Genomic DNA, 13,605 nt, shown 5'->3' with positions numbered 1-13,605 from the left:
GCCTACAGCGGGTAGTGTTTGAGCTCGCGGGCAATCAGCATGCGCTGGATCTCGCTTGAGCCTTCGTAGATCTGGGTGATGCGTGCATCACGGTAGTGGCGCTCTACCGGGTAGTCTTCCAGGTAGCCATAGCCGCCATGCACCTGGATTGCCATCGAGCACACCCGCTCGGCCATTTCCGAAGCGAACAGCTTGGCCTGGGAGGCTTCCGACAGGCAGGGCTTGCCGGCCGTGCGCAGGCGTGCGGCATGCAAAATCAGCAGGCGGGCGGCGTTCACCTGCACCTGCATGTCTGCCAGCAGGTTGGCGATGCTCTGGTGCTCGTTGATCGGCTTGCCGAACTGGATGCGCTCACGCGAATACACCAGCGCCGCCTCGAACGCGGCGCGGGCGATGCCCAGGGCTTGGGCGGCGATGCCGATACGCCCGCCTTCGAGGTTGGACAGGGCAATGGCCAGCCCCTTGCCGCGCTCACCGAGCAGGTTGGCGGCCGGAATGCGGCAGTTGTCGAAGGTGACCGCGCAGGTGTCGGAGGCGCGAATGCCCAGTTTGTCCTCGCTGCGGTCTACCTTGAAACCTGGGTTGTCGGTGGGCACCAGGAAGGCCGACAGGCCTTTCTTGCCCAGTTCCGGGTCGGTGACCGCGAACACGATTGCCAGGCCTGCGCGGCGGGCGTTGCTGACGAACTGCTTGGCGCCGTTGATCACCCACTGGCCATCGACCAGCTCGGCGCGGGTGCGCAGGTTGTGCGCTTCGGAGCCGGCCTGCGGTTCGGTCAGGCAGAAGCAGCCGATCACTTCGCCTGCCGCCAGGCGCGGCAACCAGGCCTGTTGCTGTTCGGGGGTGCCGTAGGCGAGCAGGGGGCCGCAACCGACTGAGTTGTGAATGCTCATCATCGCGCCGGTAGCGCCGCAGCCGGCGGCGATTTCCTCGACGGCCAGGGCGTAGGCCACGTAGTCGGTGTAGCTGCCGCCGAAGCTTTCCGGCACGACCATGCCGAGCAGGCCCAGCTCGCCCATCTTGCGCACCACGCCGTCGTCGATCCAGCCGGCCTTGTCCCAGGCCTGGGCATGCGGGGCGATCTCGCCACGGGCGAAATCCCGGGCCATGTCGCGGATCATGATCTGCTCTTCGCTCAGTTCCACGTCTTGCATCTGTGTACTCCCAGCCTCACAGGCCTTCGAAGAATTGGTCGACCCGCTGGCGCGACAGCCCCGCCAGGGTTGGCGGGTTCCAGCGCGGCTGCTTGTCCTTGTCGATGATCAGCGCCCGCACGCCCTCGATCAGGTCGCCGTACTGGAACCACTGGCGGTCCAGGTGCAGCTCCATGGCGAAGCAGTCCTCCAGGGCCAGGTGGCGGCCGCGGCGCAGCATCTCCAGGGTAACTGCCATGGCCAGTGGCGAGCGGCTTTCCAGCTGGTCGGCGGTGGCCAGTGCCCAGTGGTGGCTGTCACCGATGCTGACGGCGCGCAGTTGCTCGATGATGGCCGCAAGGTCGGGCTGGGCGAAAAAGTGGTCGATCACCGGGCGCAGCTTTTCCAGCGGTGCATTGTCCAGCACCTGGCTGCCGAGCCGGGCCAGCAGGTTCTGCAGGTCCTTGAGCGGGGTGGCGCCGAAGCGCAGCTGGTCGAGGCCTTCATCAAGGGCGGCCAGCTTGTCGCTGTGCAGATACCAGTCGGCCAGGCCGCAATACAGGGCATCGGCGGCCTGGATCTGGGCGCCGCTGACGCCCAGGTAGGTGCCAAGCTCCCCGGGAATGCGCGAGAGGAAATAACTGCCGCCCACATCCGGGAAGTAGCCGATACCCACTTCCGGCATGCCCAGGCGGCTGCGCTCGGTGACGATGCGCAGGTCGCAGCCTTGGGCAAGGCCCATGCCGCCGCCCAGGGTAAAGCCGTCCATCAGCACCAGCACCGGCTTGCGGTAGCGGTGGATGGCCAGGTCCAGGGCGTATTCTTCGACGAAGAAGTCTTCGTGCAGGGTGTCCCCGGCCTTGTAGCTGTCGTGCAGCGAGCGGATGTCGCCCCCGGCGCAGAAGCCTTTGGGGCCCTCGCCGCGCAGCACCACGGCCTGCACCTGTGGGTCGTCGGCCCAGGCGTCGAACTGCTGGCGCAGGCGGCGCACCATGTCCAGGGTCAGGGCGTTGAGGCCGGCGGGGCGGTTGAGGGTAAGGTGGCCAATCTGGTTGCGAACCTCGGCCAGTACATGGTCGGTTGCCGAGGTATGAGCGTGCGCGGTCATCGCGTTCTCCCTGCTTTGTTATTGATTTTCCGAGTGAAGTTTGCAGCGCACTGGAGGGTCAATGGATCCTCGCATGCGAATTTGCCCTGAGCAATGGACAAATCTGCAGGGGGATCGTGCGTTTTTGCCACATTGGCCGCGCCTGCCAGGCCCACCGTTGACGGGTGAAAACGCGATTCCCGGTGGCTGAACACAATCGTTAACCTTAGCGTAATGATCGCCTTCCCAGCTTGATTGATCCGCCAGCAGGCAGCGCCCTAATGTGGCCCCACGACAGCGAACCCGTGGAGTCACCATGACCTTCAGCAAGAATCCACCCCCGCAATGGTCCAGGCGCCGCGCCGAGAAGCAGCGCCGCCTGGACCGCGTCCGACACCTGGCCGACGGCGTGGTGCTGCCCACCGACAAAATCGTCGAAGCCTTGGAGCTGCTGATCGCCCCCGGTGACCGTGTGGTGCTCGAAGGCAACAACCAGAAGCAGGCCGACTTCCTTTCTCGCTCCCTGGCCAAGGCCGACCCCGAGCGCTTGCACGACCTGCACATGATCATGCCCAGCGTCAGCCGCGCCGAGCATTTGGACCTGTTCGAACGTGGCATCGCGCGCAAGCTCGATTTTTCCTTCGCCGGCCCGCAGAGCCTGCGCATCGGCCAGCTGCTGGAAGACGGCCTGCTGGAAGTTGGCGCCATCCACACTTACATCGAGCTTTACTCGCGGCTGCTGGTCGACCTGATTCCCAACGTCACCCTGGTGGCCGGTTTCATGGCCGACCGCGACGGCAACCTGTACACCGGCCCCAGCACCGAAGACACCCCGGCGCTGGTGGAGCCAGCGGCGTTCAGCGATGGCCTGGTGATCGCCCAGGTCAACCAGCTGGTGGACCGGGTGGACGACCTGCCACGGGTCGACATCCCGGCGTCCTGGGTCGACTTCGTGGTGGTGGCCGACCAGCCGTTCTACATCGAGCCGCTGTTTACCCGCGATCCGCGCCATATCAAGCCCGTCCACGTGCTGATGGCGATGATGGCGATACGCGGCATCTACGAGAAGCATCAGGTGCAGTCGCTGAACCACGGCATCGGCTTCAACACCGCCGCCATCGAGTTGATCCTGCCCACCTACGGCGAGTCGCTGGGCCTGAAGGGCAAGATTTGCCGCAACTGGACGCTCAACCCGCACCCCACCCTGATTCCGGCGATCGAAACCGGCTGGGTGCAGAGCGTGCACTGCTTCGGCACCGAGCTGGGCATGGAAGACTACATCGCCCAGCGCCCGGACGTGTTCTTCACCGGCCGTGACGGTTCGCTGCGTTCCAACCGCATGATGTGCCAGCTGGCCGGGCAATACGCGGTCGACCTGTTCATCGGCGCCACCTTGCAGGTGGACGGCGATGGCCATTCCTCGACCGTGACCCGCGGCCGCCTGGCCGGCTTTGGCGGTGCGCCGAACATGGGCCATGACCCGCGCGGGCGGCGCCACGCCACCCCGGCCTGGCTCGACATGACCGTGCCGGACACGATGCTTGAACGCGGCCGCAAGCTGGTGGTGCAGATGGTCGAAACCTACCAGGAAGGCGGCAAGCCCACCTTCGTGGAAACCCTGGATGCGGTGGAGGTGGCGAAGAAAGCCGGCATGCCGCTGGCACCGGTGATGATCTACGGCGACGACGTGACCCACCTGTTGACCGAAGAGGGCATCGCCTACCTGTACAAAGCCCGCAGCCTTGAAGAGCGCCAGCAGATGATCGCTGCCGTGGCCGGGGTTACCGCCATCGGCCTGCGCCACGACCCCAAGGACACCCTGCGTCTGCGCAAGCTCGGCCTGGTGGCTTTGCCCGAAGACCTCGGCATCCGCCGCACCGACGCCAGCCGCGAACTGCTCGCGGCGCGCAGCATCGCCGACCTGGTCGAATGGTCCGGCGGCCTCTACAACCCGCCCGCCCGCTTCAGGAGCTGGTAAATGAACGCGCACTCCCAAAAATTGCCGGCCTACCCCCTATCTGTAGGAGCAGGCTTGCCTGCGATGAGGCCCGCCCAGCCCGACCACCTGGCCGACCTGGCAGTAGAAGCCCTGATCGACGAAGCCGACCTGTCCCCCAAACCCGGCCTGGTCGACCGCCGCGGCAGCGGTGCCCACCCCGACATGACCCTGGCCCTGATGCACGCCTCGGCCCTGTCGCTGTGGCCCTGCCTGCGCCAGATGGCCGAGGCGGCCCAGGCCCATGGCCAGGTCAACCAGCCTCTGCGCGCCGAACTGGGCCGCATTGGCCGTGAAGGCGAACACGCCATGCTGGCCACCACCGGCGGCATCAACACCCATCGCGGTGCGATCTGGGCACTGGGCCTGTTGCTGGCCGCCCAGGCCCTCGACCCCAAGGCAGATGCCGGCACGGTTGCCGCCCGCGCCGGGCGCATCGCCCTCATCGATGACCCGGCCATGCCCGTGCAGCCCAGCCACGGCGCCGAGGTGCGCCAGCGCTATGGCGCCAGCGGTGCCCGCGAACAGGCCCAGCAAGGCTTCCCGGCAGTGATTGGCCACGGCTTGCCACAGCTGCGCCGCAGCCGCGCCGCAGGTGCCAGCGAAAGCCATGCCCGGCTCGATGCGCTGCTGGCGATCATGGCCGCCCTGAGCGACACCTGCGTGCTCTGGCGAGCCGGCCCCGAAGGCCTGAACACCGTGCAAAGCGGCGCCCGCGCCGTGCTGGCTGCCGGCGGCAGCGCCACCCTCGATGGCCGCCGCCTGCTGCGCACGCTGGACGCCCAACTGTTGAACCTGAACGCCTCACCGGGCGGCGCCGCCGACTTGCTGGCCGCCTGCCTGTTTCTCGACAAAGCCAGGAGCCTGTGACATGGAAACCCTGACATTTCAATTCCCCGCCGCCGCGCCTGGCCGTGGCCGTACCCTGGTCGGCTGCGTCAGCTCCGGCGACCTGGAAGTGCTGATCGAACCCGGCCGCGCCGGCCAGCTGGAGATCCAGGTGGTCACCTCGGTGAACGGCAGCAGCGCCCGCTGGAGCCAGCTGTTCCAGCGCCTGTTCGACGGCCGCACGCTGCCGGCGCTGAAAATCGACATCCACGACTTCGGCGCCACGCCTGGGGTGGTGCGCCTGCGCCTGGAACAAGGCTTCGAGGAGATCGGCCATGACTGACACCGCACGCCTGCTGCAAAGCCGCAGCTTCGTCGAACTCGGCGCCCGCCAGCGCGCCCGCGCCACGCTCGACCCCGGTAGCTTCCGTGAACTGCTTGGCCCGTTCGACCGCCTGATGTCGCCCTGGCTGCCGCGCCAGGGCATCGTGCCCCAGGCCGACGACGGCGTGGTGATCGCCAAGGGCCTGCTGGGCGGGCGCCACGCCGTGGTCGCCGCCATCGAAGGCGGTTTCCAGGGCGGCAGCATGGGCGAGGTGGGCGGGGCGAAGATCGCCGGTGCCCTGGAGCTGGCCATCGAGGACAACCGCAACGGCACGCCGACCTGCGCCGTGCTGTTGCTGGAAACCGGTGGCGTGCGCCTGCAGGAGGCCAACCTCGGCCTGGCGGCGATTGCCGAAATTCAGGCGGCGATCGTCGAGCTGCGCAACTATCAACCGGTGGTTGGCCTGATCGCAGGCGCGGTCGGCTGCTTTGGCGGCATGTCCATCGCTGCCGGGCTGTGCAGCCACCTGCTGGTTACCCGCGAAGCGCGCCTGGGCTTGAACGGCCCCCAGGTGATCGAGCAGGAAGCCGGCATCGCCGAATACGACGCCAAGGACCGCCCGTTCATCTGGAGCCTGACCGGTGGCGAGCAACGCCACGCCAGCGCCCTGGTGGACAGCTACGTGGCCGATGACGTCGAGGCTATTCGCCAACAACTGCTGCACCTGCTGGACACGCCCACGGCCGACCGCGCCGGGCGCCACGCCTGGTTCCTGCAGCGCCTGGCCCGCCTGGGCGCCGAATGCCCGCAACTGGACGCCGCCGCCGTGCGTGCCCTGTACCAAGGAGATGCGCAATGAACCGTGCCCTGAACTGGCTGCCGGGCCTGGCCGGTGCCGAACCGCTGCCGGGTTACCCGGCCTCGCTGCGGGTGGTCGATGGTGAACTGGACAACCGCCTGGCGCGCTTTATCGCCGTGGTGCCTGATGCCAACAACCCGTTTCCCAGGGCGCGCAACGGCGAAGTCGGCTTGCTCGAAGGCTGGGGCCTGGCCCAGGCGGTGAGCGAGGCGGTGGCGCTGGACCGCGAAGGCCAGAAGCGCGCGATTGTCGCGATCATCGACGTGCCCAGCCAGGCCTATGGCCGCCGCGAGGAAGCGCTGGGTATCCACCAGGCCCTGGCCGGCGCCGTGCAGGCCTACGCCCAGGCACGCCTGGCCGGGCACCCGGTGATCGGCCTGCTGGTGGGCAAGGCCATGTCCGGCGCGTTCCTGGCCCACGGCTACCAGGCGCAACGGCTGATCGCCCTGGACGACAGCGGGGTGATGGTGCACGCCATGGGCAAGGACGCGGCGGCGCGCATCACCCTGCGCAGCGTCGAGCAACTGGAGGCCCTGGCCGCTGAAATTCCGCCGATGGCCTACGACCTTGCCAGCTATGCCTCGCTCGGCCTGCTCTGGCGCCGGCTTGCGGTAGAAAGCGCCGAGGCGCCGAGCACCGCCGACCTGGCGCAGATGCGTGCCTGCCTGGCCGAAGCCGTGGCCGACATCGGTCATTCGACCGACCTGGCCTCGCGCTTGGCCGGCGAGCACCGCAGCGCGTCCCGCGAGGTGCGGGCGCGCCTGCGTAGCCAGTGGCAGGGGGCCTGACATGAACCTTGCGCAACCCCACGACCTGCTTTGGGGCATGGCCCCGGCCGATTTGCCTGCCGATGCCCCTGCCTGGGCCGTGCAGGCGCTGGCGGTCGGGCAGCCGGTGGTGGTTCGCCGCGCCGTCTGCAGGGCGGGTTGGGTGGCCGTGGGTGTGCGCGGGCAGGGGCGCGAACAGCGCCTGGCCACGCAGATGCGCCTGGCTGCTGTGCAGCGCCATGTGGCGCCAGAAGCGCTGCGCTGGCAGGGCCACAGCCCGTGCGCCGCGCTGCAGGCACTGGCCTCGACGGCGCCGGTGCTGGACGCCAGCGGCCTGGCTTGGGGCCCGACGGGGGGGGTTGGTTATCAGCTGGCGACCGGTTGCCAGTTGCTGCACGCGGGCAGCGACCTCGACCTGGTGCTGCGCACACCGCAATTCATGGCGCGGGCAAAGGCCCGTGAACTGCTGGATATCCTGGACTGCGGCCCTTGCCGCATCGATGTGCAACTGGAAACGCCCGCAGGGGCCATTGCCTTGCGCGAGTGGGCCGGCATGGCGCGGCAGGTGCTGCTCAAGTCGGCCCTCGGTGCGCGCCTGGTCGCCGACCCCTGGCATGCCGTGGAGCGCGCCGCGTGAGCAGCCTGTTCGCCTTTCCAGGGCAGGGCGCCCAGCAGCCCGGCATGTTGCAGCGCCTGCCAGAAGGCAGTGCGCGGCTGGTGGAGGAGGCCAGCGACGCCCTTGGGCAACCCGTGCTGGGCCTGGACACCGCGCACGCCCTGCAATCGACCCGTGCGGTGCAACTGTGCCTGTTGCTGGCGGGGGTAGCCTGGGCGCGCTGGTTACTGCAGCGCAGCCCCGCACCCGAGTATGTGGCGGGCCTGTCGATCGGTGCCTACCCGGCCGCTGTCACCGCCGGTGCGCTTGGCTTTGCCGATGCCGTGCGCCTGGTGGCCCTGCGTGGCGAGCTGATGCAGCGTGCCTACCCACAGGGCTATGGGATGACGGCCATCAGCGGCCTGGATGCCGCCAGCGTCGAGCACTTGCTGGCCGAGGTGGCGGGCGAGGCTTACCTGGCCAACCTCAACAGCGACAACCAGATCGTCATCGCCGGCAGCGACGCGGCCATGGCCGAGGTCGTCGCCCGCGCCCGCCGCCGCGGCCAAGGCGTGGCCCGGCGCCTGGCGGTCAGCGTGCCGTCGCACTGCCCATTGCTCGACGGCCCAGCGGCGGAACTTGCCAGTGCCTTTGCCAGTATCGAACTGCGCCGCCCGCGCATCAACTACCTGAGCGGCAGCAGCGCCAGGCCCATCGTCGACCCGCAGCGCCTGCGCGACGACCTGGCGGGCAACATGGCACGCTGGGTGGACTGGCGCGGCACGCTGCGCAACGCCTATGAACGCGGTGTGCGCCTGCACCTTGAAATGCCACCGGGCAGCGTGCTCACTGGCCTGGCCCGCCCGGTGTTCGAACAGGGCAGGGTGGTGGCGGTGGAAGGTACCCGCTGGGACACCCTCGATGCGCTGTTGCGCCAGGAGGTGGCCGGCAACCGATGAGTGCGCTGCATTTCGAAGAACAACAACAAGCAACTTCGACTCAAGCTGAGGACAACAACAATGATCATCTATGGTGTGGCTCTGCTGGCGGTATGCACGCTGGCCGGCGTTATCGTCGGCGACTTCCTGGGCGTGCTGCTGGGCATGAAATCCAATGTGGGTGGGGTCGGCATCGCCATGATCCTGCTGATCTGCGCACGGCTGTACATGCACCGCAACGGTGGCATGAGCAAGGAGTGCGAGTTCGGCGTCGGCTTCTGGGGCGCGATGTACATTCCGGTGGTGGTGGCCATGGCGGCCCAGCAGAACGTGGTGACTGCCCTGCACGGTGGGCCGGTGGCGTTGATCGCTGCCGTGGGCGCCGTGCTGGTATGCGGGCTGACCATCGCGGTGATCAGCCGCAGCCATCGTGGCGAACCCTTGCCGGCGCCTGATGCGCCCGAGGTTGCCGATGCGCAGGCCGTGCCTGCAGGAGGGCGCTGATCATGTGGCCGATCATTGACAATGCGTTGGAGCACAACGGCCTGATCACGGCCTTCGCGGTGGTGGGTGGGATCATGTGGTTGTCGGTGTTGTTGTCCAAGTACCTGACATTCGGCCGGGTGCACGGCTCGGCGATTGCCATCGTCATCGGCCTGGTGCTGGCCTGGGTGGGCGGCACCGTGACGGGCGGGCAGAAAGGCCTGGCCGACATGGCGCTGTTTTCCGGTATTGGGCTGATGGGCGGGGCGATGCTGCGAGACTTCGCCATCGTCGCCACGGCGTTCGAGGTGCAGGCCACCGAGGCGCGCAAGGCCGGGATGATTGGTGCCGTGTCGCTGCTGCTGGGCACGGTGCTGCCGTTCATCGTCGGTTGCGCGGTGGCCTACGCTTTTGGTTACCGCGACGCGGTGAGCATGACCACCATCGGTGCTGGGGCGGTGACCTATATCGTTGGCCCGGTGACCGGGGCGGCGTTGGGCGCGAGTTCGGACGTGGTGGCGCTGTCGATTGCCACCGGGTTGATCAAGGCGATTCTGGTGATGGTGTTCACCCCGGTGTCGGCGCGGCTGCTGGCGCTGGACAACCCGCGCTCGGCGATGGTGTTTGGTGGCTTGGCGGGCACGGTGTCGGGGGTGACAGCCGGGTTGGCGGCGACTGATCGGCGGCTGGTGCCCTATGGCGCGTTGACCGCCACCTTCCATACCGGGTTGGGGTGCCTGATGGGGCCTTCGGTTCTGTATTTCTGTGTCAGGGGCTTGGTCGGTTAGTGCCGGCATTCCCTGTAGGAGCGGGCTTGCCCCGCGAACACCGGCGCAGCCGGTGCCATGCCCCGCGTCGCCTGCTTCGCGGGTCAAGCCCGTTCCTACAGCGGCATTCTGAGCCGCGAAGCTGAAACCTTGGGGGCGCTACGCGCCCCATCGCGAGCTGCGCTCGCTCCTACCGAAGCGGCGCTGGCCTGGCTCAATTCTCACGGCTGTACATCCGGCATTCAGCCAGCAACGCCAGCAGGTTCGGCTCCCGCTCCCGGGCCTTCAGGAACACCACGCCAATATGCTGCTGCAGCCGGTACCGCGCCTGCAGCGCAATCAGCTTCACGCGGTTCTCGTACACTGCCGCGATCCGCCCGGGCAGCAGGGCGAAGCCCACGCCCGAGCTGACCATGCTCAGCAGGGTGAAGATATCGTTCACCTGCATCGCCACCTTCGGCTCGAAGCCGGCCTGCTGAAACACCCGGGCGCCGTCGCGGTGGGTGGCGAAGCCTTGGGTCAGGGTGATGAAGGTGGAGTCGGCCAAGTCCGCCAGGTCCACTTCCTGCTGCTCGGCAAAGGGCGAGTCGGTGGGCACGGCCAGGAAAATGTCGTCGGAAAACAGCGGCAGCTGTTCACAGGCAGGGTCTGCCACGCTTTCGTCCAGCGACACCAGGATCGCTTCCAGTTCGTGGTTCTTCAGCCGTTGCAGCAAGTCGACGTTCGAACCCAGGGTGAGCTCGATGTTCAGCTCGCTGCGCCGCAGCTTCAGGCCCATCACCAGCTTGGGCACGGTTTTCACCGTCAGCGAGTACAGCGCCCCCAGGCGAAAGCGCTCGGCGTAGAAGCCCGCTGCCTCGCGGGTTTGGCGCACCATCTGTTCGGCGTCCTGGATCAGCTGGCGGGCTTTTTTCTCCAGTACATAGGCGCTTTCCAGGGGAATCAGCTGGCGGCCCTCGTGTTTGAACAGCGGGCAGCGCAGGGCGCTTTCCAGGGAATGGATGGCCCGGTGTACGCTCACCGCGCTGGTGGAAAGCTCGGCGGCGGCGCGGCCCAGGTTGCCGCTGCGCATGAAGGCGAGGAAGGTTTCCAGCTTCTTCAGGGTCAGTTCTTCGTCGATCAACATGTTCGGCCCTGGTAGTGAGGTGGGGTCGATGATGCCATAGGGCGCCACTTTGCGGCGCATCGCGAGCTGCGCTCGCTCCTACGGGGGCGTGCGTAGGATGGGGGGCACGGCCTCACCCCGAAGGGTGATGGTCCGCCTGGCAAGCGCGTGCAAGAATCCCAACCACAACAACCCCGGCATGGGACCACGACAATGAGCAAAGACCGGCTGAAATCGCCCGACTGGTACGCGCAGATGGCCCGTGTCGTCGACGCCCAGGGTTCGCCGGGCTTCGTCGAGGCGCTGTTCGCCGCGCTCAAGCTGATTGCCCCGTGCCAGGCCATCACCGTGTTCCTCTACCCACGCAAGGGCCTGCCTTCGGCGTTGTTCGAAAAAGACGAGGAAGGCCCGTGGTTGCCCGAAGGCAACATCCACAAATACCTCGAAGGCTACTACCTGCTGTGCCCGTTCTACCGCGCCTGCATGGACGGGATCGCCCCCGGTTGCTACCGCCTGAGCGATGTCGCCCCCGACCACTTCAAGCGCAGCGAGTATTACCTGGCGTTCTACCAGCACGCGCACCTTGAAGACGAACTGAACTTCATCGTGCCCCTGGACGAACACCTGACCATCGCCGTGGCCCTGGCCAGCACCCGCCGCCTGGACCGCCAGCAGGTCAACGACCTCAAGTGCGTGGCGCCCTGGGTGGTGGCCAGCGTGCGCCGCCAGTGGGGGCACCTGGACGTGGACGCCCTGGGCGGGCGCTTCGAAAGTGCCTTGGGCCGGCAGATCAACGCCGCACTGAACAACTTTGGCTCGTCCCTGCTCACCGAGCGCGAGTGCCGCATCGCCCAGTACCTGCTGCGTGGCCACTCCACCCGTTCCCTGGCCGAGCGCCTGGGCATCAGCGAGGACACGGTGAAGACCCACCGCAAGAACCTCTACACCAAGCTCGACATCGCCAAGCAGTCCGAGCTGTTTTCGCTGTTCATCGACTCGCTCGCCCAGGCCCAGGAAGGCCTGAGCAAAGACCCGTTGGAAAGCTACCTGCGAAGGCGCTGAACGCGCCGCTACCCCTCAAACGTTTTTTACTGTCAGCGGTCTGGCAGGGACAACTGCATGCCGCGTTTCACCCTGGAGAACAACAATGAACGCACCGTTCAAAGCCCAGCTGCACGCCCAGCGCGATACCCGTGACTACCAGGCCGGCGATGCCGCCCACCATATCCATGCCTTCCTCGACCAGAAGGCGCTGAATGCCGAAGGCCCGCGGGTGATGGTGGGCGGCGAGCGCCTGCACCTGTGGGACAGCGACGGCAAGCGCTACCTGGACGGCATGTCCGGCCTGTGGTGCACCCAGCTCGGCTACGGGCGCAAGGACCTCACCGCCGCCGCCGCTGCGCAGATGGACCAGCTGGCCTACTACAACATGTTCTTCCACACCACCCACCCGGCGGTTATCGAGCTGTCCGAGTTGCTGTTCAGCCTGCTGCCGGGCCACTACAGCCACGCCATCTACACCAACTCCGGCTCCGAGGCCAACGAGGTGCTGATCCGGACCGTGCGCCGTTACTGGCAAGTGGTCGGCCAGCCGGCCAAGAAGATCATGATCGGCCGCTGGAACGGCTACCACGGCTCGACCCTGGCGGCCACGGCGCTGGGCGGCATGAAGTTCATGCACGAAATGGGCGGGATGATCCCGGACGTGGCGCACATCGACGAGCCGTACTGGTACGCCGCCGGGGGCGAGCTGACCCCGGCCGAGTTCGGCCGCCGCTGCGCGCTGCAACTGGAAGAGAAGATTCTTGAACTGGGCGCCGAGAACGTCGCAGGCTTTATCGCCGAGCCGTTCCAGGGCGCAGGCGGGATGATCTTCCCGCCGGAAAGCTACTGGCCGGAGATTCAGCGCATCTGCCGCCAATACGATGTGCTGCTGTGCGCCGACGAGGTGATTGGGGGCTTTGGCCGCACCGGCGAATGGTTCGCCCATGAATACTTCGGCTTCCAGCCCGACACCCTGTCGATTGCCAAGGGCCTGACCTCGGGCTACGTGCCCATGGGCGGCCTGGTGCTGAGCCAGCGCATTGCCGAGGCCCTAGTGGAACGGGGCGGGGTGTTCGCCCACGGCCTGACCTATTCCGGGCACCCAGTGGCGGCGGCGGTGGCGATTGCCAACCTCAAGGCGCTGCGCGACGAAGGCATCGTGCGCCAGGTGAAGGAGGATACCGGGCCTTACCTGCAGCGGATCCTGCGCGAGGTGTTTGCCAATCACCCGCTGATTGGCCAGGTACAGGGCGCTGGATTGGTGGCGGCGTTGCAGTTTGCCGAGGACAAGGGCAGCCGCAAGCGGTACGCCAACGAGAATGACCTGGCGTGGCAGTGCCGGACCTATGGGTTCGAGGAAGGGGTGATCATTCGCTCGACCCTGGGCCGGATGATCATGGCGCCGGCGTTGGTGGCCAACCATGGGGAGCTGGATGAGTTGGTGGAGAAGACCCGCATCGCGGTGGACCGGACGGCGCGGGGGTTGGGATTGTTGTAAGGGGCGGGGCCGCTTTGCGGCCCATCGCGACCTTTGGTCGCTCCTACACAGGGCTGAACTGCGCCCCAGATGTTGGACACCCGTCCATCACCTGGGGTTTTTCATGAGCAAGTATCCAACACCTTTCAAGCGGTCAGCCATCCAAGCCTTCCTCGATCGAGGCTATGGCTTCCGCCATGT

Annotated in this window: 14 protein-coding genes; 11 read left to right on the top strand and 3 right to left on the bottom strand. The window is 67.1% G+C overall.

All coding sequences use genetic code 11. The features are described 5' to 3' along the window. Positions 1 to 2 precede the first annotated feature (2 nt). A complete protein-coding gene (locus F3J45_RS28690; RefSeq protein ID WP_167070727.1) occupies positions 3 to 1,154 on the bottom strand; it encodes an acyl-CoA dehydrogenase family protein in 1,152 nt (383 codons plus the stop codon). Between the two features lie 16 nt (positions 1,155 to 1,170). Further along, complete coding sequence (locus F3J45_RS28685) at positions 1,171 to 2,241, bottom strand: enoyl-CoA hydratase/isomerase family protein (RefSeq protein WP_167070726.1); 1,071 nt, start codon at positions 2,239 to 2,241, stop codon at positions 1,171 to 1,173. A gap of 295 nt (positions 2,242 to 2,536) precedes the next feature. On the opposite strand from F3J45_RS28685, the gene mdcA reads away from it, so the two are divergent. The 9 genes from mdcA to madM all read left to right on the top strand — a co-directional run bounded on the left by mdcA (position 2,537) and on the right by madM (position 9,799). Then, positions 2,537 to 4,198 (top strand): malonate decarboxylase subunit alpha, encoded by a 1,662-nt coding sequence (gene mdcA / locus F3J45_RS28680; protein ID WP_167070725.1) that lies wholly within the window; start codon positions 2,537 to 2,539, stop codon positions 4,196 to 4,198. A 63-nt stretch (positions 4,199 to 4,261) separates the two neighbouring features. Further along, a complete protein-coding gene (locus F3J45_RS28675; RefSeq protein WP_205300726.1) occupies positions 4,262 to 5,086 on the top strand; it encodes a triphosphoribosyl-dephospho-CoA synthase in 825 nt (274 codons plus the stop codon). Position 5,087: 1 nt separating this feature from the next. Further along, entirely contained in the window at positions 5,088 to 5,387 is a 300-nt protein-coding gene (locus tag F3J45_RS28670; protein ID WP_167070723.1) for a malonate decarboxylase subunit delta, read from the top strand. Then, positions 5,380 to 6,228: a biotin-independent malonate decarboxylase subunit beta gene (locus tag F3J45_RS28665; RefSeq protein WP_167070722.1), complete on the top strand. Its 849-nt coding sequence runs from the start codon at positions 5,380 to 5,382 to the stop codon at positions 6,226 to 6,228. Before F3J45_RS28670 ends, F3J45_RS28665 begins: the two co-directional genes overlap by 8 nt. Continuing rightward, a complete protein-coding gene (mdcE, locus tag F3J45_RS28660) occupies positions 6,225 to 7,016 on the top strand; it encodes a biotin-independent malonate decarboxylase subunit gamma (protein WP_167070721.1) in 792 nt (263 codons plus the stop codon). Before F3J45_RS28665 ends, mdcE begins: the two co-directional genes overlap by 4 nt. A gap of 1 nt (position 7,017) precedes the next feature. After that, positions 7,018 to 7,632: a malonate decarboxylase holo-ACP synthase gene (locus F3J45_RS28655; protein WP_167070720.1), complete on the top strand. Its 615-nt coding sequence runs from the start codon at positions 7,018 to 7,020 to the stop codon at positions 7,630 to 7,632. Beyond that, positions 7,629 to 8,549 (top strand): malonate decarboxylase subunit epsilon, encoded by a 921-nt coding sequence (gene mdcH / locus F3J45_RS28650; protein WP_167070719.1) that lies wholly within the window; start codon positions 7,629 to 7,631, stop codon positions 8,547 to 8,549. Before F3J45_RS28655 ends, mdcH begins: the two co-directional genes overlap by 4 nt. 60 nt (positions 8,550 to 8,609) lie before the next feature. Further along, positions 8,610 to 9,032 (top strand): malonate transporter subunit MadL, encoded by a 423-nt coding sequence (gene madL / locus F3J45_RS28645; RefSeq protein ID WP_167070718.1) that lies wholly within the window; start codon positions 8,610 to 8,612, stop codon positions 9,030 to 9,032. Between the two features lie 2 nt (positions 9,033 to 9,034). Beyond that, positions 9,035 to 9,799 (top strand): malonate transporter subunit MadM, encoded by a 765-nt coding sequence (madM, locus tag F3J45_RS28640; RefSeq protein ID WP_085678325.1) that lies wholly within the window; start codon positions 9,035 to 9,037, stop codon positions 9,797 to 9,799. A gap of 193 nt (positions 9,800 to 9,992) precedes the next feature. Here the strand turns inward: madM and F3J45_RS28635 are convergent, their stop codons facing one another. Continuing rightward, entirely contained in the window at positions 9,993 to 10,964 is a 972-nt protein-coding gene (locus F3J45_RS28635; protein ID WP_255432115.1) for a LysR substrate-binding domain-containing protein, read from the bottom strand. 132 nt (positions 10,965 to 11,096) lie between these two features. Between F3J45_RS28635 and F3J45_RS28630 the strand changes: the two genes are divergently transcribed. Then, on the top strand, positions 11,097 to 11,945 hold the full coding sequence (locus F3J45_RS28630) for a helix-turn-helix transcriptional regulator (RefSeq protein WP_167070717.1): 849 nt from the start codon (positions 11,097 to 11,099) through the stop codon (positions 11,943 to 11,945). 85 nt (positions 11,946 to 12,030) lie between these two features. Next, on the top strand, positions 12,031 to 13,425 hold the full coding sequence (locus F3J45_RS28625) for an aspartate aminotransferase family protein (RefSeq protein WP_167070716.1): 1,395 nt from the start codon (positions 12,031 to 12,033) through the stop codon (positions 13,423 to 13,425). The last annotated feature ends 180 nt before the right edge of the window (positions 13,426 to 13,605 follow it).

The sequence above is a fragment of the Pantoea sp. Ap-967 genome (genome assembly GCF_011752565.1).
Lineage (GTDB): Bacteria > Pseudomonadota > Gammaproteobacteria > Pseudomonadales > Pseudomonadaceae > Aquipseudomonas.
Note: the sequence above shows the minus strand (reverse complement) of the source record. Positions and strands in the feature narration are given on the sequence as shown.

Coding starts and splice junctions, on each gene's coding strand:
- F3J45_RS28690 (WP_167070727.1), bottom strand. CDS start 1,154: ATGCAAGACGTGGAACTGAGCGAAGAGCAGATCATGATCCGCGACATG.
- F3J45_RS28685 (WP_167070726.1), bottom strand. CDS start 2,241: ATGACCGCGCACGCTCATACCTCGGCAACCGACCATGTACTGGCCGAG.
- mdcA (WP_167070725.1), top strand. CDS start 2,537: ATGACCTTCAGCAAGAATCCACCCCCGCAATGGTCCAGGCGCCGCGCC.
- F3J45_RS28675 (WP_205300726.1), top strand. CDS start 4,262: ATGAGGCCCGCCCAGCCCGACCACCTGGCCGACCTGGCAGTAGAAGCC.
- F3J45_RS28670 (WP_167070723.1), top strand. CDS start 5,088: ATGGAAACCCTGACATTTCAATTCCCCGCCGCCGCGCCTGGCCGTGGC.
- F3J45_RS28665 (WP_167070722.1), top strand. CDS start 5,380: ATGACTGACACCGCACGCCTGCTGCAAAGCCGCAGCTTCGTCGAACTC.
- mdcE (WP_167070721.1), top strand. CDS start 6,225: ATGAACCGTGCCCTGAACTGGCTGCCGGGCCTGGCCGGTGCCGAACCG.
- F3J45_RS28655 (WP_167070720.1), top strand. CDS start 7,018: ATGAACCTTGCGCAACCCCACGACCTGCTTTGGGGCATGGCCCCGGCC.
- madL (WP_167070718.1), top strand. CDS start 8,610: ATGATCATCTATGGTGTGGCTCTGCTGGCGGTATGCACGCTGGCCGGC.
- madM (WP_085678325.1), top strand. CDS start 9,035: ATGTGGCCGATCATTGACAATGCGTTGGAGCACAACGGCCTGATCACG.
- F3J45_RS28635 (WP_255432115.1), bottom strand. CDS start 10,964: ATGCGCCGCAAAGTGGCGCCCTATGGCATCATCGACCCCACCTCACTA.
- F3J45_RS28630 (WP_167070717.1), top strand. CDS start 11,097: ATGAGCAAAGACCGGCTGAAATCGCCCGACTGGTACGCGCAGATGGCC.
- F3J45_RS28625 (WP_167070716.1), top strand. CDS start 12,031: ATGAACGCACCGTTCAAAGCCCAGCTGCACGCCCAGCGCGATACCCGT.